The organism is Scandinavium sp. (genome assembly GCF_032012665.1).
In the GTDB taxonomy this organism is placed as follows: domain Bacteria; phylum Pseudomonadota; class Gammaproteobacteria; order Enterobacterales; family Enterobacteriaceae; genus Scandinavium.
Genome location: NZ_DALZVG010000029.1, coordinates 37,306 through 59,057 on the forward strand (window position 1 = coordinate 37,306; position 21,752 = coordinate 59,057).

Consider the following 21,752-nt stretch of genomic DNA (forward strand, 5'->3'; position numbering starts at 1 on the left):
ATGGCGCTGGTCGGTATTAATAACGAAAACGAATTTTACTCTAACCACTATTTGGGCGAAGTCTTTACCAGCGATATTCGCGATGTCCTGGAATCCTGGATTGAGCAGGAAAATGCCGCTCGTGAAGCTGAACGCGCTGCCCGTGAACAGGGCAAAGAGGTTGAGGCGGGCTACCGCGCGCCGTGGAACCAGCTTAACAGCCTGGCGACAGAGTTTTTCCGCAAACTCACTGATCATGAAAAACAGCGCCAGATCCCGCAGCGTCTTGCCGATCAGCGCACTCGCTGGCAGCCGCTGTTAAAGGCATTGGGTTATGAACTCAATCCGCACATTCAGATGCTGGATGACGATACGCCTTTGCCGGTACTGGCTCGTTACAACAGTACCGACGGCAGCCCGTGGCTGTGGATTGTTGAAGCACATGATCAGGATGAAGGAACGCTGGATCCGCTGGCGCTGTCGCTGCTGACCGCGCAGTTCCCGGCAGATACCGATAAACATAAGCGCGACAGTCTGCGTAAAAAAGCGAACGGCGAATACCGTAGCTGGCAGGATCTGCTCTCCACGGTGGTCTTCACGCAAAATGAACCGCCGCGTTTTGTACTGCTGCTTGGCAATCGCCAGCTGTTATTGCTGGATCGTACTAAGTGGGCGCAAAACCGTCTGCTGCGTTTTGATTTTGAAGAAATTTTAAGCCGTCGTGAAACGGATACGTTGAAAGCGACGTCGGTGTTGTTACACAAAGACTCGCTGTTACCCGGCAGCGGTGCGCCATATCTCGATTCGCTGGATGACAATTCGCACAAACATGCGTTTGGCGTGTCGGAAGATCTGAAATATGCCCTGCGTGAGAGCATTGAGCTGTTGGGTAATGAAGCGATGCGTTATCTCATCGACAACGAGCTGGCTTATTATACCGGGAAACGTGCTATTAACCCGGATGAGTTGAGCCGCGAATGCCTGCGGTATATGTATCGTCTGTTGTTCCTGTTCTATATCGAAGCGCGCCCGGAACTGGGCTATGCGCCGATGACCGCCAAAACCTATCTACAGGGCTACAGCCTGGAAACGCTGCGCGATCTGGAGATGATCCCGCTGACCAGCGAAGAAGATCGCAATGGGCGCTACTTCCACGATAGCCTGAATATGCTGTTCAAACTGGTGCGTGACGGCTACAGCGGCGGCGTGAAAATGCAGGGCGACCTGGAGAGCGGCGACCGGATCACTATTCATAGCCATCAGTTCAGCGTACCGCGCCTTGAAAGCCATCTGTTTGAAGCGAGTAACACCCGTATTCTTAACCGCGTGGTGTTTCGCAACGAAACCCTGCAACAAATTATTCAGGCGATGTCGTTAAGCCGCCCGGGTAAAGGACGTTTCAACCGCCGGGGGCGTATCTCCTATCGTCAGTTGGGTATCAACCAGTTAGGTGCAGTGTATGAAGCGCTGCTCTCCTATCGAGGATTCTTTGCCAGTGATGACCTCTACGAGGTGAAAAAAGCTGGAGAAGAGTTTAACGAGCTGGAGACTGGCTATTTCGTTAGCAAAGACGAGATCGGTAAATACCACGACGATGAGAAGGTCTACGAAAAAGACGGCAGCCTGCGTATTCACCGTAAAGGCAGCTTTATCTACCGCATGGCCGGGCGAGACCGCGAAAAATCAGCCTCTTACTACACCCCGGAAGTACTGACCCGATCGTTAGTCAAGTATGCCCTGAAAGAACTGTTTAAGGAGCAGATTGATCCGATTACCGATCCGCATGCCAAAGCCGATGCCATCTTAAACCTCACCGTGTGCGAACCGGCGATGGGCAGCGCGGCGTTCCTTAACGAAGCCATCAACCAGCTGGCGGAAGCTTACCTGTTCCACAAACAGCAGGCGGAAGGTCGCCGCATTCCTCAGGATCGCTACACCCAGGAGCTGCAACGGGTGAAAATGTACATTGCCGACAACAACGTATTCGGCGTGGACTTAAACCCGGTGGCGGTGGAGCTGGCGGAAGTGTCGCTGTGGCTGAACGCCATCAGCGGCGATGCATTTGTACCGTGGTTTGGCTACCAGCTGCACTGCGGCAACTCGCTGGTTGGGGCGCGGCGTCAGGTGTTCAACAAGAGCGAGCTGACCTACAAAAAAGCGAAAGATCCGAGCTGGCTTAACAGCGAACCGGCCGAGCTGGCGATGAATATTCCACGCGAAGAGAAGCAGATTTTCCACTTCCTGCTGCCGGACAGCGGCATGGCCAACTACAGCGACAAAACCGTTAAGCAGCGCTATCCGGATGATTTCAAAGCGTTGGACAGCTGGCGCAAAGAGTTTACCAAAAGCTTTGCACCGCATGAGATTGCCGATGTGCAGCGCATTAGCGGCAAAGTAGAAGCGCTCTGGAACACGTTCCGTCAGCAGCTGAAAGCCGAGCGCCAGAAAACCGCCGACAATTACCCGGTTTGGCCTGCGGATAACACGGCCCAAGTCCGCTCTTCTTTAAGCAGTAAAGACGAAACCTTCAGCGGTCGCCTTGAAGATAACAGTAGCTATCAGAAACTGCGTTGGGTGATGGACTACTGGTGCGCGCTGTGGTTCTGGCCAATCGACAAAGCGGATGAACTGCCGGATCGCGGCATGTGGCTGATGGAGATGGAGACTCTGCTCGATGGTATTGTCGTCACGGAAAGAGTCACTGAAGCCGCAGAACAGGCCACCGGCGATCTGTTTGCCGACGAGGGCATGGTGCGTGAAGAGTCTTCGCTGTTTTCCGGTGCTGGTCGCCTGAAAACCGATGTGCTGTTCCGCCATTTGCCGCGTCTGGCGATTGTTGATGCGCTGAAGAAGCAACATCGTTTCTTCCACTGGGATCTGGAATTCAGCGATCTGTTCGCCGAACGCGGCGGCTTTGACCTGATGCTCGGAAACCCGCCGTGGCTGAAGGTGGAATGGCAGGAAGCTGGCGTGCTGGGCGACTACGAGCCGGAGTTTGTGCTGCGTAAGCTCAGCGCCTCGAAGCTGGCAATGTTGCGTGCTGATACCTTTAACGCCATTCCGGCGCTGGAAGATGCATGGCGCAGCGAGTATGAAGGCTGTGAGGGGATGCAAAACTTCCTGAATGCGCAGCAAAACTACTCGGTGCTGCGTGGTGTGCAGACCAATCTGTATAAATGTTTCCTGCCGCAGGCATGGCGCTTAGGGGCGCAGAAAGGCATGGCAGGGTTTGTTCACCCAGAGGGTGTGTATGACGATCCTAAGGGAGGCCTCTTAAGAGAAGAGATCTATCCAAGGTTGCGTCTGCATTGCCAATATCAAAATGAGTTTTCTCTATTTATTGGAACAAATGATCACGGTCGAATGAAATTTGGTACACATGTTTACTCTATTACCAAATCGAACGAAGTGGGATTTATTAATATAAATAATCTTTTTATTCCCTCAACACTTGATGAATGCTTTGAACATTCAGGCGATGGATTGGTTGGTGGAATTAAAGAGGAAGGTTACATACAAGATGTATACTACAGCCGATGGAATACTAAAGGTCATAAATCCAGGCTTATACAAGTTACAAAAGAGCAGCTAGCATTATTTGCTCGTTTATATGATGAAGCTGATACTCCGGCTTTACAGGCTCGTCTTCCCGCGTTGCATGCAGAACAACTTGTCGCGGTATTGGAAAAATTTGCCAATCAGCCGAGGAGATTAGGTGATTTGCAAGGCCAGTATTTTTCTCTAGAAATGTGGCATGAAACAAACCAGCAACTTGATGGCACTATCGAGCGGAAAACAATGTATCCAAAAGATGCTTATCAATGGGTATTGTCAGGTCCCCATTTCTTCGTGGGTAATCCTTTCAACAAGACACCAAGGGCTATTTGTGAAGCTAATAGTCATTATGATTGCTTGGATTTATTAACCCTCCCAGATGACTATCTGCCGCGAACAAACTACATTCCGGCATGTGACATTCAAGAATATGCTAAGCGTACCCCACGAGTTACGTGGACTGAACAGGGTGAAGATGAGCCGAAAAAGGTGACAGATTATTATCGTTTTGTTAACAGGAGAATGTTTGGTGGGTCTTCTGAGAGATCTTTTATCTCTGCAATTCTTCCCAAGGGATTTGCAAACATCAACACATGTGTCGCGACAGCGTTTGAGTCAACTAATATTCTGGTTAATTTCACCGGCCTTTCACATTCAATTGTTTATGATTTCATTTTGAAATCAACTGGAAAATCAGATCTGTATGGTGCGCAACTCGGTGGGTTCGTTTATACAGAAATATTTGGTGTAAAAATAAGGACCTTATTATTAAATGCTCTTTCAAGTGAATACGCCGAGCTCTGGCAATCCTGCTATACCCCAGATTTCAACACTCAGCGTTGGAGCCGCAACCTCCTGCAGCTACCACAGGACATCTTCGCCAACCTGACTCCAGAATGGCAACGTAACTGTGCTTTGCGTTCTGATTACAGCCGCCGCCAAGCGCTGGTGGAAATTGACGTTTTGGTGGCGCAGGCGCTGGAATTAACCCTCGAAGAACTGCTCACCATCTATCGCGTTCAGTTTCCGGTAATGCGACAAAACGAAGCCGATACCTGGTACGATCAAAATGGCCGCATCATCTTTACCCCAAGTAAAGGGCTGGTGGGCGTTGGCCTGCCGCGTACCGCGCGTAAAGCCGACCTGAAAAACGGTTTTGTCTTTGATGTCGATAGCCCTGAATGGACCGGCGGCGACTGTACCGATCAAGCTATCGGCTGGGATGATGTCAAGCATCTGCAAACCGGCACTGTCAGCGTCACTTTTGATGACTATACCCGCAGCGATGAAGGCGAGCGCCGAACCGTCACCTGGCAGGCACCGTTTATCAAACCTGACCGTGAAGACGACTATAAAGTCGCCTGGTCATTCTTTGCACAAGATAAGGAGAGCGCCTGATGCTGCCTTCCGTTGTTAGTCGGCAGGTTGCCGACAGCGTTGCTTCCTTTTTACGGGCTGCCTTTCCGCTTAACAGCCCGCTGTTTAATGGTGAAGAAAATAATAACGTCTCGATGCTGGAGAAATTTCTGTCCCAGCCGGAAACGCTGCTGAAAGGGCCGTATCTTTCCGCTCAGCTGCCGTTTCGTAAAAGTGACTTACCGCTGAACTTCTTCCCTAACCTGACGCTGCCGTTCCCACCGCACGCGCATCAGGCGCAGGCGTTTCAGCGTCTGGGTATCGAGACGCCTCAGCCGACGCTGGTGGCGACCGGGACGGGTTCCGGTAAAACGGAATGTTTTATGTTCCCGCTGCTTAACCATTGTGCTGGGGCATCAGAGGCCAGTGTTAAAGCGATCATCATTTACCCGATGAACGCCCTGGCAACCGATCAGGCCAGCCGTTTCGCTAAAACCATCGCCAGCGATCCGCAACTACATGGCAAAGTGACTGTCGGCCTGTTTGTCGGCGACAGTGAAATCGAACCCAGCAAAAAGATGTCTGCGGATAAAGTCATCACCTGCAAACATACCCTGCGTGAGAACCCGCCGGATATCCTGCTGACCAACTATAAGATGCTGGATTACCTGCTGATGCGCCCCGGCGATCAGAAACTCTGGCGCTATAACCAGCCTGGGTCACTGCGTTATCTGGTGGTGGATGAACTGCATACGTTTGATGGTGCCCAGGGGTCGGATCTGGCCTGTCTGGTGCGCCGCTTAAAGCATCATATTGGTGTCGATGACAAGCGTTTTGCCTGCGTGGGGACGTCGGCTACCGTAGGTGACGAACTGGGACAACTACTCGATTACGCGAAAACGATCTTTGATCAGCCGTTTAGCGATGACGCGGTTATTCGCGAAGATCGCTACACGGCGGCAGAGTATCTGCAGGGTTATACCATTGAGTACAGTCAGTATCCGGGCCAGGAGGCCAGCGCTGTGCTGGATCCGCAAGCGTACGCCAGCCCGGTAGATTATCTGAACGGACAAATTCCGCTGTGGTTCCCGGATAGTTCACTGCAATTACCTGCCGATCTGGACAGCGATCTCGGACGTGAAAAGCGTATTGAGTTGGGCTCACTGTTACGTCGCCACAGCATCCTGCACGTACTCCTTGAGGATTTGCAGGGGGGAATTTTGTCGGAACAGCAGTGCCTGGAAAATCTCCAGGTGATGCTGGCGGAAAGCGCCGGGCATGCAACCCGCGTGCTGCAAAGCATTCTGGCACTAATTGCCCAGGCACGCCTGGAGGTTCCAGAAAAACAGGAAGATCGGGAAAAGCGCCTGCAGGCGAATAAAGCGCGTCCCGTTCTGCCTTTTGTGCAACTACGTTCTCAGCTGTGGTTGCGCGAGATGCGCCGCCTGGTTGCCAGCGTGTCAAAAACACCTGAGCTTGTCTTTGCCGATGATGTCGCGGTGGAAGATCGCGAACATTATCTTCCCGTTATTCACTGTCGTGACTGCCATGCTACCGGTTGGGCGAGCCTGCGACATGGTCAGAGTGTTCAACTCGAAACCGACCTGGATGGTATTTATCGTCAGTTCTTCGAAAAAGGCCGTTCTATTGTGCTTGCCTTCCCGGATAACAACGATAAACCGGTCAGCGGTGTTCACCAGAAACTGTGCCCTTCCTGTTTAAAGCTTAACAAGCAGACTAACGTACAGTGCGGGCATTGTGGCCATACTGATCTGCTACAAGTACTCATCCCGGATATGCTCAAAGAGCGTAAGGATGAGCTGGAATTTGCTAACGAATGTCCGTACTGCAACAGCAAACAGGGTATTTCGATTCTTGGGTCGCAGGCAGCCAGCCTGTCGGCGGTGATGATCCATCAACTTTATGGCAGCCAGTTCAACGAACATAAAAAGCTGATTACGTTTTCTGACTCGGTACAGGATGCCGCACACCGCGCCAGCTTCTTTACCGCCCGAACCTGGCCGTTGATGGTACGCGGACAAATCGCCAGCGTGTTGGGTGAAAAAGAAACGTTACCGTTGGATGCCTTTGCGGCACGCGTCTGCCAGCAGACGCGTGAACGTTCACCGGATGATGCTCATTTTGCCGCGAGCTTCATCGCGCCCAACATGCAGTGGATGAACGATTACCAGACGCTGAAGAACGAAGGCCAGCTGGCAGAGAGTTCCGATTTACCGGAGCTGGTTTCTCTTCGTCTCGACTGGGAGGTATACAGCGAATTTACCCTACGCGCACGAATTGGACGTACGCTGGAGGCCACCGGTTACGCAGCTGCAGGAATTGATATTGCACGTTTCAATTCAGCGATAACGGCGCTTCACCAACAGCTTGTCGAAGAGCTGGGTGATGAAATGGTTGGGGTTAGCGTTGAGCAAGTGGCACACCTGGTAATTGGCGTCCTTTGGCATCAGCGGCAGGCGGGAGCTGTTCTGCATCCGGCGTTCGAAAGTTATCGGCGTGAGGGTAAGACCTTTATGATGACGCAGAAGGAGCGAACTTCGCGCTATATGCCGTCTATTGGTCCGAAAACGCGTAAACCCGCCTATGCCTCGTTTGAAAAAATAAATGGCTTCCATCGCCTGATTGGTGCGAAATCTAACCCCAGCTGGTATCAGCATTGGATCAACCGAACGCTCAGCAACGGCAATAATCTGTTTATCAGCAGCCTGGCCGAGACGGTTTTACGACGTCTGTTTGCGACACTGAAAATGGCCGGGTTGGTAAAAGACTTTGACACAAAAGGCAAAGAAGCTTGGGGGCTAGTACCTTCAGCGCTGGTAGTGAGCCGAGATGTTGTTCAGCTAAACTGCTCTTGCTGTCGTGAGGTTGTTCGGGCACCGGCCGATCAGGGGTGGCACTGGCGAAACGCGCCATGTCTTTCTCTGCGCTGTGAAGGCCGCTATCAGGAAGTTGAAAATGCTGTGACCTGGCACTGGGATAATATGGACATCGCGCGTGTTCAGGGGGCAGAGCATACCGGATTACTGAGCCGTGAAGATCGTGAGGCTACGGAACAATCGTTCTATCGTGGTAGTCAGCCATGGAATATCAACCTGCTTTCGGCAACACCGACGCTGGAGATGGGGATCGATGTGGGTGACCTTTCTACAGTATTACTCTGTTCTGTTCCACCCGCGCAGGCTAATTACTTACAGCGTATTGGTCGTGCCGGACGTAAAGACGGCAATGCACTTAACATCACGGTGGCTGAGGGGAACCCGCACGATCAGTTCTTCTTTGAAGAGCCTCTGGAGATGATGCAAGGGCAGGTACAGGCCCCTGGTGTGTTCCTGAACGCAACGGCTATTTTGGAGCGTCAGTTGGCCGCATTCTGCATGGACAACTGGGTGAAAACAGGTGTTCCGGTATCTGCTATCAGCAAAAACGTGAAGCAGATGCTGGACGAGCTGGAGTTTGGACACAAGTCTGGGTTCCCTTATAACTTCCTGCGTTATATTGATCAGCATCATGTGTATATTGCTCAGCAGTTCTCATCCATCTTCCCTGATCTTACGGAAGACACTCGTCTACAGTTACTGTCATATTTGCAAGGGGCACCAGGGCAGCGTTCTCTGGTTCAACGTATCGAACAAGCATTAAAACTGCTGGTGGAGGATCGCAAATCGTTGCGTTCCCGAATTGATAAACTCAAGCGCAGTATCGACAAGCTGGATAGCGACCCGCACGATCAAAACTTTGACAGCGATATGCGCGAGTTGACTTCGGAACGTCAGGCGCTAATGACGCTGGTGAACCAGATCAATAACAAGCAAACGCTTAATTTCCTCACCGATGAAGGATTACTTCCCAACTATGCCTTCCCGGAGGCCGGTATTACGCTGCGTTCTGTGCTGTGGCGGCGCAAGGACGGTGGGGAAACGCGTGAGTATCAGAACACGACCTACGAATACGAACGTCCGGCTTCAACGGCGCTGGCTGAGCTTGCCCCGTTGAATAACTTCTATGCGGGTGGGCATAAAGTTGAAATCGAACAGATTGATCTGAAAGTGTCTGAGCCTGAAAACTGGCGTATTTGCAGCCACTGTAACTACAGCGAGAATATCGATCAGACTGGCGATCAGCATAAATACTGTCCAAAATGCGGCACACCAGGTTGGGCTGATGCCGGGCAAAAAACGACATTACTGAAGCTTCGTCAGGTTTATGCCCGCTCAAGCGCGCGTGACAGCCAGATCAGTGATGAGAGCGATAGTCGCGAACCGGCATTCTTCCAGCGACAGCTACTGGTCAGCTTCGAAAAAGAGGATGTATCGGCCGCTTATGCTATTGATGAAGGAGAAATCCCGTTTGGCTTTGAGTTTTTGAGCAAAGTGACTCTGCGAGATATCAACTTTGGCAAAATGGCGGATGATGCCAATGAGCTGATGATCGCAGGAGAGGCAAAGAAACGCACCGGGTTTAAAGTTTGCCTCGGCTGCGGCATGGTGCAGCGCCCTCGAGATCATGAACCACGTCATGACCTGAGCTGTAAATATCGCGCTGAACCCGAAAAAGCGAAGTTTGAAGATTATCTCTACCTTTATCGCCAACTGGAATCTGAGGCATTGCGTATCCTGCTGCCAGTGACCAGCTACAGCAACGATCGCGTGGTGGAAGCCTCCCTAGGGGCAGCCATTCAGCTTGGGCTTAAACATTACTTCAAAGGTAACGTGGATCATCTGAAAGGCGTGGTGTATCGCGAGCCGGAAAATGAGGGCGAATCCTGGCGTCAGTATCTGGTGATTTACGACACCGTACCAGGGGGAACCGGCTCACTCAAAGAATTGATGCGTACACCTGACAACCTGCTGAAATTACTTGAGCTGGCCTACAAGGCGCTAGTGGAATGCAGCTGCAACCATGATACGCATAAAGACGGCTGCTATCGCTGTGTTTACGCTTACCGTGACCGCGGGCGTATGAAGTATGTATCAAGAGATCAGGCGCGTCTCTTACTGGCGAAAATCCTGAAGGCCAGTGCTGCTATACGCGTTATTGATTCCATCAAAAACATTTCGCTTGATGCCATGATGGGGAGTGAACTGGAAAAACGGTTCATTCACTGCCTGCAGGATAACAAAAATCTTCTCGTGAGCCGGAGTTATGCCCATCAGAATGCAGGCTGGATTATTAATACCCGTACAGAACCGGCGATGAGCTGGCATCTCAAAGCACAGGTTGATTTAGGGGTTAAAGAAGGAGTAGGCATCCTTAGCCGACCAGATTATGTGCTCTATCCTCTGATGCAGTCAGAAAAGATAAAACCGGTAGCACTTTTCCTGGATGGTTTTGCTTTTCATAAAGATAGCGTGTCGGATGATGTCCAAAAACGGCAGGCGATTAAAGACAGCGGTAATTTTTGGGTATGGACAGTGACCTGGGCAGACCTTCAAGAACAAGGTATTAAACATGTACAGAATGTTATGGGGCTTGGTCATAACCCGGATATGAAACAGCCTAAGTTTTATAACCCGTTCCATGATACAAACTTTGCTACGCTTGAAGGTTCATTCAGGGAGAGAAACAGTTTTGCACTGCTACTCGATTATCTCTCTGATCCCGGTAATAAAACTCTGCTATGGCAGAAAATGGCTGCTGCCTTTGCTTGGGTGTGGCTGGATCCTAAAAAGTCGCAGGATACCGGAGCCAAACAAAAGTATGCCTATGAAATGCAGGAGAACGCTCCCGCTTATCGGTTGAATGCACTTTTGCCTGATGAACCTTTTGTATTTGGAGGTTTACTGGATAGCTGTAGTTCATCACAACAGTTCATTGAGCTGGCAGCTGTTGTACCGCAACAAGCCATTAAATCAACGACAAGCATTGAACAAATGCGAAATTGGTTGAGGCTGCATATTTGCTTTGACGATCGTTATCCCCAGGATAATGGCTATGAAGCCGGATTTAATGGTTTCTGGTGGATGGTGAATTTACTGCAGTTCCTGCCAGATATGACATTCACCAGCCGTAAAGCGGTCCATTTACCGCAGAAGCCTGAAGCGGTAAAAATGCAGACTTCGGTGGTAGTGGATATTCAGCCTGACGAGAGCTGGGCGGATATACTTGAGTTTGGTTTATTGAGCGCAGAAGAAATCGCTTTGCTTCAGTCGTTATCGCTTCCGGCACCGACAGTCGGATATGAATTACAGGATGACGATGGCGAAATTATTGCGGAAGCCGATCTCGCCTGGCCATTACAAAAGCAAGCCCTGATTATCGATAATCAGAGCTTTACTGCTTTATTCGAAAGTAAGGGTTGGCACGTTGCTTTCGGGCCAATTGACGAAAATACATTGCAGCATCTGTCCGGAGGTGACAAATGACGATTCCAACGCCAAAGGTGGCACTTTCTGATGGTTTTCTGGGGGCTTTTGCGCGGATTCCTAAAGCGCAGCAAAAAAAGGTCCAGGAATTCATCTCCAAGTTCCGCCAGGATCCGACGAGTAATGGGCTGAACTACGAAAAGATCCACGATGCACGCAGCAATAATGTGCATTCTGTGCGTATTGACCAAACCTACCGGGGGATCGTCCTGAAACCTGAGCAGGGTGCTCTGTATATGCTGATGTGGGTGGATAAGCACGACGAAGCCTACGACTGGGCGCGGCGACACGAATGTGCGATTCACCCGGTAACCGGTGCGATTCAGGTGATTGATACCAGCTATATCAAACCTACCCCCGAGCCGACCGTTGTTGATAAACCCAAACTCTTTGCTGCTTATACGGCAGAGCAGATCCTCGCGCTGGGCATTCCTCCTGTGTTTATTGAGCAAGTGATGGCTCTTGTAGATACTGCAGGGCTGAATCAGCTGGAAAGTGTGATGCCTGCGGAAGCCTGGGAACCCCTACACTGGCTGGCAGAAGGTCTGGATTACCAGGAAGTGCTGGAGGAGTTTAACGATCACCGTGATGAGCCTGTTGATACCAACGACTTTATTGAGGCGATGGAACGAAGTAAACGTCGTTTCCATGTCGTTGAAAATGAACAGGAGCTACTGCAAATGCTCAATGCGCCACTGGAAAAATGGCGTGTATTCCTGCACCCGAGCCAGCGAAAACTGGTGGAGTCTCCGGCAAATGGTCCGGTACGTGTATTGGGTGGTGCAGGCACGGGAAAAACAGTTGTTGCGATGCATCGTGCTCGTTGGTTATCCCAACGCCTGGCCGATAAACCCGGTAAAAAAGTTCTGTTCACAACCTTCACCCGTAACCTGGCGGCGGATATTCGCGCCAACCTCCAGCGTTTGTGTAGTCGTGAGGAGATGGCGCGTATTGAAGTTGTTAACATTGATGCCTGGATGAGCGAGCAACTGAAACGCCATGGATATGATTTCCGCGTGGTGTATGACAGCGATGAAGGAAGACGTAAATGCTGGAACTATGCCTTGCAGCAAGTCCCTGCTGAATTGGGATTACCGGATAACTTTTATTCTGAAGAGTGGCAACGTGTTGTTCAGCCGAATGCAGTTTACAGTCGTGAAGAATATCTGAAGGTGAGCCGTATTGGTCGTGGCACGGCGTTATCACGTATTCAGCGCGCGAAAATCTGGCCTGTGTTTGAAGAGTTCCGGGCACAAATGGCGCGAGCCAAACTGCGAGAGATGGGAGATGCCATGCATGAGGCTATCATTCTGTTTAAAGAAAAACAGGTGCAATTGCCTTATAGCAGTATCGTAGTCGATGAAGCTCAGGATATAGGCGCACCGGCCTTTACCCTTATTCGTAGCCTGGTTCCAGAGTCTCCTAACGATCTCTTTATCGTGGGTGATGGACATCAGCGTATTTACCGCAATAAAGTCGTTCTAGGTCAGTGTGGGATTAACGTTCGTGGGCGCCGTAGTAAAAAACTGAAAATTAACTACCGGACTACAGAAGAGACGCGACAGTTTGCTGTCGGGTTGTTAACCGGCGTTAAGGTTGACAACCTGGATGGTGAAACTGATGCCAGCAACGATTATTTATCATTGCTTCATGGTGAAAAACCCATGATCACTCATGCTTCAGATTTTAAAGAAGAGGCTGCGACGATTATCAAGCAAATTCAGGCGTTGTTAGCCAATGATGTCCGTTCCCAGGATATCTGCATTACCGCTCGTACGAAGCATGCTTACGAGCGTTATGCTTCTGCTCTGAATGATGCTGGAATCGAGACCTATAATTTAGGTCAGGATAGTGGTGATAGTGATCAACGCCCTGGTGTGCGTATGGCAACGATGCACCGCATTAAGGGGTTGGAGTTCCAGTATGTGTTTCTTGCGGGCATCAACGATGGTGTTGTGCCGGAAGTCAAAGCAATTGCATCTGATGACCCTGTAGAACAGCGCGATGCATTATTTAATGAACGAGCGTTGCTCCATGTGGCTGCAACGCGCGCGGTAAAAGGATTGTTTGTTTCGTCTTACGGTAAACCTAGTTTTTTACTGGAGCCTGAAAGCGAGTAATCCAGCCAGATAACCAGAAGCTACAGCTTCTGGTTATCTGTATTTTAGCACTTATCAATATCGGCCATTGATTTGCTGATTTGGTAAGTGCCAGGAAAGAAAGTGGAACATGGAAGGGCTTTCGCAGTGCACAGATTGCGTGTGGTTAGCCCTGTGGGCATAAGCGACTGACGAAACGAGATGTACATCGAGAAATTTCTGACTGAATACGATGACTCGCTAACGGGTGAGTTGAATGTTGATCCGCTTGGGCAATTAGTCATCTGGTCGTCTTGGGGGCAGGACATCTTTCATAGCCGTATTACTTCTATCGCAAATGATGTACGGCAATACACGCTGAATCTGCTGCATCACAGCGTATTGCGCCAGCTACTGGTCGATGAAAAGCTGCAAACTTCAGGCGCGATGAAAGGTCTGTATCCCAAAAAGCAATTACAGGAGTTTAGAGTTGCCTGTCTGATCCATCTGGAAAATATCTATATCTACTCTATGCTGGCGGCTGAAAAAAGAGGCGTCACTCTCACTGGTGTGCAGGGTATTAATAAAGCCCGACCTAAATGGAACGCTGCAAATAAAAATCCTCAGATATTTTTTGGTCATGAAAAAAGTAGTGAGTTACTGACTAATCAGATCGCTCTTGGTACCAATGGTCGCTATAAATCGCCAATGATGAAAATGCAGTTTTTCTCTGCTGATTATCATTATGATCTACCGGAAAACAAGCCTGTGTGGCAAGCCGCAGAGGCATTTATTCGAAATGTACCAGAGCTGAAAGAATTACATGCAGCGGCCATAACTTATATGCAATCGCTAATGCAGGTTTCGCATAAGCGCGATTTGAACCCATTTTACGAAGATATTCCTGTCGGCCTAAAAAAGGCGTATGTAAAGGCATTCCGCGATCCGAAAATGGTCGGGGATTATTCGCGGGAATTTTGGCTACAAAGAACGGGGTTAGATAAATATGCGGCAGGTGCTATTTATCGGGTACTCAAGCAGGAGCGTTCGGATGAGTTAGAGCTTACAGATGCTGAAGTTTTCAAACGTGCCATGCAAGAGGCAAAAAGTGTGCCTGAAATGAATGAAAGTGACCTTAGGGCGTTACAACATATCAGTCAGGCGGAGCCATTTTTATCCCTGATCGACCTGATGTTTTCAGGCTTACGCCGACAGAGTAGTCAGACATTGGCAGAATTTCGTCAATTCTGGCAGGTGCGCGGTCTGACTGAACTTGATCTGCCACAAAGGGCGACTCAGCTTCTGGAAAATGATGTGCTCCTTTCCTCGCTTTCCGGTACGCCCGACAGACGATTTAGGCAACTATTAGCACTGGCCAGTATGCCGTCGCTGGAAGATCAGGTTCGAGGCTTGCTGGATTATCATCACAAGATAATGGAGACGAGGAGGCAGTTCCCGTGGCTCATGCTTGAAGGTGATGATATTTTGCTGCAGGTACCACCATGTTCGCTACGCGAAGATCGTCAGAATAGCGACTGGGTAAACCGTTATTATCTACCACAGTTCAGACATTTGCTGAACGGTTTATGGGGGCATTCTGCATGAAGCTGTTAGATGTCTTCAAAAAGCAAATTGCTGATATGGGAATGTTGAAACGTGTCTGGCTCACCACCTTTAATCTGGATATCTCTTTTGTTGAAACGTGGGTACTTCCTGCTGTGTTGGGTATGGACCCGCCCGTTAGTCGTATGGATTACGAAGGTCTGCAGCGTGCGCTGAATGAGAGTGGTATTGATTTCCGCATCTACTGCGATCCGCGCATGATTGCGAAAGAAAAGCCGAAACGTACCTCCATTGCGGTATATCCGGTGTCGGTGCGTAAGCTGGCTCAAAGCGAAGAGTCTTATCTGGATAAAGAGCGCGGGCTATTTCACCCAAAAGTATTTTATCTCGAAGATCACTACAGAAAGATTATTGTGGGTGCGGGCAGTGCCAACCTTACGCTTAGTGGGTGGGGGCGAAATCAAGAAACTGTGGATTTTCGTTGTGTTGCGAGTAATGCCCAATACCAGCAGGTAAAACGATTTTTTACCACAATTGATAACAGTCTGAATGACGGAGAATTTTTCCCAACCCGTCGCAAGTTTCTCGGTGATGATCCTGATTGGTCATTTATTCACAGTTTGGCTGGTTGCACACTGCTAGATGCATTAAAAAACGGCGGTGAGATTCATACACTCAGTGTTTGGTCGCCTTATCTTGCTGAGGATTTAGCAGGGTTTATCGACAATATTGGGCATGAAGTGCTCGTAGAACTGGTTCCGGATTTGGTTGAGGGACGTTATATCCGCACTCGATGGAGTGACAGTATTCAGGCAATGATTACAAATAAAAAGCTTACCGTGTATCGCTCTCCAGTGCCCAAGGACGATAGGGCATTGATGACCCACGCCAAGCTCTGGCTGGCGAAAAGCAATACCGGTATGCAACTTGCCGTGGGGTCCTGGAATTTCACCAACCCGGGTTGCAGCAGCTTACCTGAGGCAAACTGGAATGTAGAAGCGGGAATTGTGCATCCGGTCTCTCGTAACATCTCGATTTGCGGCAAAGAATGGGATGATGTTAATGAAGAGAATTTCGCCTGTGAAGCATTGTTGGAGGAAGAGGCGCTGGAGCCGCATGAACTTCTACCTTTCGATCTGAGCGTTATTTTTGACTGGACTCGATGTGAGTATCAGATTTCCGGGCAATGGTTCGGTGGTAAGACTGCGTCAGGTTATCAACTGATATTGCCCGGTATCAACGGGGCAAATGAATTGGTATGGAAAGCTACCGGTATAGGTCTGAAATCGCCGCGGCAATTGACGGTATTAAAAAGCAATGCCGTATTGGATAACCCCTTTTATACCCTTCGTAGAACTGGAATAACCGACTGGCAGGGCATGATCGTTGAAAGCGGTATTGAACACCGGCGTGCGTTGAGCTTTAAGTCGCTAGATGACTTACTTAACAGCTATCTGAATTCAGCGGATCCCGCATTGAGTGATCGCCTTATGCTGCGCTGTGCTGGAGCGCAGGATGAAGAGCAAAGTGAAGGGATGGCGCAAGTCATGAATTTAGATGCCACTAGCTATTTCCGCCTCTTTCAGGCTATCCAACAACGGCGCAACTGGCTAGCAGACGCGGACGATGGCACTCAGCTGTATTGTCGTTTGTTCAGTGAACCAGGTTGCTTACAGGAATTGGCTGAAATAGCCAGGGAGCGTATAAATCAACCGACTCAGCCAGTATTTAACTGGTTTCTGGCCCAAGAAGTTAACACTCTGGCCGCTCTGGCAAGAAAGCGTGTTAAAAGCATCCGTCACAAACAAGGGGCTGAAGCCATATCTGTGGCTGTGCACTTGTGGGAGTCTCTACAGGTTGTAATTCCACCTCTAACTAGCGATGCCGCTAGCCTGCGTTATCTCGCAGCTATCAGGGAAGACTGTAGTTATGGCGAATAAGTTAAAACAGAACATTACTCCGGTTGAGGTTTCAGCCGCGATGAATTTCGATGCGACTGATATGCACTGGCAGTATCAATCCGGTGCTTCCAGCATGGCGGCGAAGCAGGCTGAGGGGGTGGCTGGGTTGTGGAATTTGCTGAATAAACAACGATTGGCACTCCTTGCTGATGAAGTCGGCATGGGGAAAACTTATCAGGCGATGGGAGTAATGTTGTTGTTATGGCAGGCAAAACCTGATGCACGCATTCTGATTATGGCACCTAACAGGACGCTCTGTGATAATTGGGAGAGAGAATTTTGCATTTTCACAGAGATACACTATCGGGCTGAACATAATGCCTTTACCTCTTTAGAGGGCAAGACAAAATATGCCCCACAAATTCATGGCAGACTGGCGGAGCTGGCGGCCGCTGTGGAGAAAAATTCTCACCATTTTTACCTTACTACTATCCATTCACTAAGCGGTCTGGTCCCTCCAGATGAAAAAAAAGATGCTTTAAACGCTGCCGCGTCTTATGGCGTGTTATATCGTCAGCAAATTAAGCAAGCTCTTGGAAAAGAAGGTTTTGACTTAATTATAATAGATGAGGCGCATTACTTTCGTAACCGAAGCGGATCACAGCGCGCCGCCGCCGCTCAGGCCTTCTTTGGTGATGCGCAGGACCGGCTGGGGAGCAATGTACTGCTGTTGACGGCAACCCCTAATCACTCAGCATCGCGAAATCTTTATGACATATTTAGCTACTTCAGTGATATGCCAAAACGTTATGCAGAGGATGATGTCCGTGCGCTGATGAATGATTTTGCCATCCGCAGACTGCGCAAAATGCAGGGCAGAGAGAGCAGCCACAGCAAATATGAATATCGTCATGAGCGCGCTAGCATTTCCAGTTTTACTAATAAGATGGATGCTGAGTTGTTTTTTGCTCTATATCAGAAACAACTCGTGGTTCAACTGGACAAAGAGAAAAAGGCAGGTGGCGGCAGGCGCATGCTATATGGCTATCTTGAAGGGTTTGAATCAACGGGCAGTACCGCAAGTGAGCGGGATAATAGTAGTGATGAAGAGGGGCAAATCCATAATGACTTCAACCACGCGCCGGATTCTGCTCTGCTCAATAGCTTGACCCGGCAGTTTCACGATATCTATAACCGCTTTCCAGATCACCCCAAATACGACGCGCTGGTAGAGGCCTGCTTTACCAGTGATCCGTTCAAGCAGTCTCAGCCGCTACATTGTAGTAAGCATTTGGTTTTTGTTCGTCGAATACCATCTGTGCGCGAAATTACTCAGCGCATCAACGCACGTTATGATGAAATAATGGCTGAGCGATTGATGAATGTCTGGCAGCTACCTGCAAAGGCGCTGGCAGAATGGCGAGAGTCGGGTTGGTCCCGAGATATTTTTGTTAAGCTTTTATCGGAAAAATCCAATGAAAAGTCCGATTTTGATGAGCATATGCTGGAGGACGGGGAGACAGATGAGCCTGAAACGGATAACGAGCTAAAGCTTTCAAGTAAAATTGCCGAGCTATTTGTTATGAAGAAAACGGGCCTGCGCAGTACCGACTGCGCCAACGTTAGTTTGCGTTTCCGTCGCCCTGAAAGCCTCTTTTCATTATTTCTTGAGCCTGCATTGGATGGTACGACCGGGACCTATCATTATCATTACCGCAAAGAGTCTGGTGAACGTCAACGTGACAGCTATGGTGATGCCGCGAGAGATGCCCGGCTGCAGCAGTCGACATCAGCTAAGAAAATCAAATATATCAGTGCATTGCCCACAGCCTGGGGATTGATGTTTCATGAGCTGCCGCGGCCAGCAAAAGAGCAATTGATTAAGTGGCGTGACCAGCCTAACGGTATGGCAATTATTGAGAACTTTGCCAACTATCTTCGCACGGGTTACCTGTTTGCCAGCCCTGTGATCATTGAGCTCTATTGCTGGTTTACAGAGTTCAACCGTCGACCTCAAACAGGTGAGGTCCAGCAGCGATATCAGCATTTTGTAGAATGGGTCACCCCAAAATTGAATGGATCACTGATGCTACGTTATTTTGTGGCTGCCATTGAAACTTTCGAAACGCTATGCGTAAAAATTGTTGGTCAGAAACTAGATAATACTCAATATACTTGGCGCGAGTTCACTAGCTTGAGTAGTCCAAGTTGGTATGCCAGCGGGCAGTCACAAAATCGCGAACGTTTAATTCGTGGATTTAATTCACCTTTCTTCCCTAATGTGCTGGTAGCAACCTCTGTGTTGCAGGAAGGCGTGAATCTTCATCTTCAATGCCATCAAGTTCATCATTATGGCATCGCCTGGACTCCTGGTGATAACGAGCAGAGGAATGGACGGGTTGATCGCCTCTTTGGTCGAATCAATACAATGCTTCAAGTCCAGGGGGCGGCTGAGATGATTATCAATTATCCCTACCTTGCAGGTACCTTCGACCAGGATCAGTTGGCATCATTTATACGCCATAAACACAGTGTTGAAGAGAAGTTAGATAGTTGCGAGCTGGAGGATTTTGACAGCGAAATTGATATTCAGGAGGATCCTCAAGGTTGGCAAAAATGGCTACGGCATCCTTGTAAGGATAAAGATAAAGAAGATCCTTACCCAGCCAAGTTTGATCAGTAGTGTTTATCATTTATGCGGTAATAATATATCAGGTGGTTACGAGCAGTTTTTTGCAGGAAACTGTTTTAAATAGAAACTGGGGTCACAACACCACAGGTCAGGCAGTATTTTTTTCCATCGCAATCATTTTTACATAAAACGCAGTGCCAGAAAAAAACAGTGGTGCAGACACCAGCTCTGCCAGCATAAATCTCAGTTTTCTTTGTCGGCAATCATCCTGACCCTGAGGGGGCCAGAGCGTTATCGTCGAAAGCAATCAAGGAGTTGGCAAAAATAGTATTGGTTCCTACCAGACAATTCGCAGGTCTAACCGTCCCAGCAGGACTGACAGACACCGTGCGGTTGGATGGTTTAAAGGTGTTATGAGGGTGGGAGTAGTGTGGTTCTCACACGATGAGATGCTGGCGTAAAAAATTGCCTTACTTAGAAGACATTCTTACGTGGCCGTCTGCTTGAAGGTCGTTCGGGGACCTCATTGCAACCGAACAGTAACAGCCCATATTTCTGCTGGGTTTTGGTCATATACACCAGTACAAACCGGCTTGCTGTGCCCAGGGATAGGTATTCTGAGTTTTACTACCATCCAGCCAGAACACGACATGAGCATGGTAGTGGTGGTCTTCTGTCCATTCGATAACCCAGAAGAAACCGACCACCGCTTCGAGTTGCATCATACGGTTCATCAGCTTTCGGATATCTCATTCGAGTTGCCGATGATCCCGCAGGAAAAACTTAGCGGTATGATCCTGGTAAAACAGATCTGTTCGGAGTGCCAGCAGGCAGGAATAGCGCTCTATCAGTTTGTCGATATGGTTGTTCAGAAGTGACTGTCGAAACCAGTCTGGCTCCCATCGTTGTTTGTTTTGCATAGGATGAATTTCTTTAGTGCTGGCGAGGGCCAGTCAATGGAATGCACCTGGCCTTCAGGAAGAGCCATGGCTGGGGGAACCGCATGGATTAAGAGGATGGTTGTAAAAAGGGAGTGCCTATTAATTATATTAATTAACCTAAATTAATTTTCACTCCCCAATAACCCTCAAATCCCTTGCATGACTATGGATGAAGCCTGATTCAGTGGCTCCGCTGTCGTCCGCCATGCAAAGCAGACATACTCGTCCATCAGACTGGTCAGCGCAGGGTTTTCAGCCTGCCGGTCATTGATCCAGATATCCATCTCCTTGTCTTTTTTGAACCTGAGGTTGTCGGTCCAGTCATCAAGGCAATTACCCAGCATCAAATCGTACCAGCACAGCCAGACCAGCTTCAGACGCAGCTCGCTACCGCCGAACTGGCGGAACAGACTGATGAGCTTATTTGCCAGAGGGCGTTGTTTTAAACGCACGCACTCAGACAGCAAAACCCCCTCCAGCATTGGATGGTGAGCCAGCAGATGCTCCTGGGTAAATAAACTGACACTCAGGTCATCATTAACAGTCAGTGGGGCTGCTGCTCTGCCATAAATAATCCGGTGCAGGCACTGGGGGACAATAGCAATAACCTCTTCCTCTCCCGGAAACTTAAGGCTGCCAACCGTCAGGGTATGATGGTGGTAGATATTCTGGTGACACATACCCGATCTGACCGTCAGCTTCGTAAAATCAGTCAACCAGACCTGATAATATTTATAAAGTTCTTCGTAACGTGGTTTGTAATCTTTCATTGTTCATATTCCTTCTGGCTTTAATGACAGACAGCAGAAAACCTCCGAACGAGTCGGATAGTTATTTTTTTGCCGGGGGTTAGGTCAGAGTGGTGTTATTTACGGGACTGGTTAATGCGTTCCTGAAGCCAGTTTTCTACTTCGCTTTTTAACCAGCGAGAACTGCGCCCCAGTTTGACTGGTTTGGGGAAGTCACCATCTTTAATCAGCTTATAGAACCATTTATCCGTAAGTCCCGTTAGCTTCGTGAGGAACCGCATATCCACCAGTTGGTCATCAAGCAAAGAAATTTGTTCTGTCATAATGCTGTCTTCCATTGTGGGATTATTCTGAGCTGGTGGTTGATTGCTCGTTACTACCAGCCCTTCCACATCAATGGATTGATACGTTAAAAAGTGCAGAACGTGAGTTACAGCGTGCGAGGACGCCCCAGTCCACTGGGGGGCGGTACCTCACTGGCTCCGTAGTGATAGTGACCGTGCTTTTGCTCTTCTTTGGCGAGATAGCTGATAATGTAGCGCAGGTTATCAATGGCTTCGGTGGACTGACCCCACGCCCGTAGACAAATTCTGTCCTCACGACGAGGCCTGTTCG

At 49.3% G+C, this 21,752-nt stretch carries 8 protein-coding genes and 2 pseudogenes; 6 read left to right on the forward strand and 4 right to left on the reverse strand.

Annotated features, from left to right (window positions below):
* From RTU33_RS18885 to RTU33_RS18910, 6 genes are all read left to right on the forward strand, one after another.
* On the forward strand, window positions 1–4,932 hold the full coding sequence (locus RTU33_RS18885) for a class I SAM-dependent DNA methyltransferase (protein ID WP_312629387.1): 4,932 nt from the start codon (window positions 1–3) through the stop codon (window positions 4,930–4,932).
* Window positions 4,932–11,273 carry a DEAD/DEAH box helicase gene (locus RTU33_RS18890; RefSeq protein WP_312629389.1) on the forward strand — a complete coding sequence of 2,114 codons (6,342 nt, stop codon included), beginning with the start codon at window positions 4,932–4,934 and terminating at the stop codon, window positions 11,271–11,273. Before RTU33_RS18885 ends, RTU33_RS18890 begins: the two co-directional genes overlap by 1 nt.
* On the forward strand, window positions 11,270–13,393 hold the full coding sequence (locus RTU33_RS18895) for an ATP-dependent helicase (RefSeq protein WP_087827328.1): 2,124 nt from the start codon (window positions 11,270–11,272) through the stop codon (window positions 13,391–13,393). The genes RTU33_RS18890 and RTU33_RS18895 overlap by 4 nt, the downstream gene beginning before the upstream one ends.
* Before the next feature lie 180 nt (window positions 13,394–13,573).
* Window positions 13,574–14,956: a hypothetical protein gene (locus tag RTU33_RS18900; RefSeq protein WP_312629390.1), complete on the forward strand. Its 1,383-nt coding sequence runs from the start codon at window positions 13,574–13,576 to the stop codon at window positions 14,954–14,956.
* The gene (locus tag RTU33_RS18905; RefSeq protein WP_312629391.1) at window positions 14,953–16,854 is read left to right on the forward strand and encodes a hypothetical protein; all 1,902 of its coding nucleotides are present in this window, start codon (window positions 14,953–14,955) and stop codon (window positions 16,852–16,854) included. Before RTU33_RS18900 ends, RTU33_RS18905 begins: the two co-directional genes overlap by 4 nt.
* Window positions 16,844–19,498 carry a DEAD/DEAH box helicase family protein gene (locus tag RTU33_RS18910; RefSeq protein WP_017694600.1) on the forward strand — a complete coding sequence of 885 codons (2,655 nt, stop codon included), beginning with the start codon at window positions 16,844–16,846 and terminating at the stop codon, window positions 19,496–19,498. Before RTU33_RS18905 ends, RTU33_RS18910 begins: the two co-directional genes overlap by 11 nt.
* A 423-nt stretch (window positions 19,499–19,921) precedes the next feature.
* On the opposite strand, the pseudogene RTU33_RS18915 reads toward RTU33_RS18910, so the two are convergent.
* The 4 genes and pseudogenes from RTU33_RS18915 to RTU33_RS18930 form a co-directional block, all read right to left on the reverse strand.
* Window positions 19,922–20,367: pseudogene (locus tag RTU33_RS18915) on the reverse strand (inovirus-type Gp2 protein).
* A gap of 167 nt (window positions 20,368–20,534) precedes the next feature.
* Window positions 20,535–21,158, reverse strand: coding sequence for a hypothetical protein (locus RTU33_RS18920; RefSeq protein ID WP_058771415.1), 624 nt, complete (start codon window positions 21,156–21,158; stop codon window positions 20,535–20,537).
* Between the two features lie 95 nt (window positions 21,159–21,253).
* Window positions 21,254–21,460 (reverse strand): helix-turn-helix transcriptional regulator, encoded by a 207-nt coding sequence (locus RTU33_RS18925; protein ID WP_071996437.1) that lies wholly within the window; start codon window positions 21,458–21,460, stop codon window positions 21,254–21,256.
* Between the two features lie 107 nt (window positions 21,461–21,567).
* Window positions 21,568–21,752: pseudogene (locus RTU33_RS18930) on the reverse strand (hypothetical protein); the annotation flags it as partial.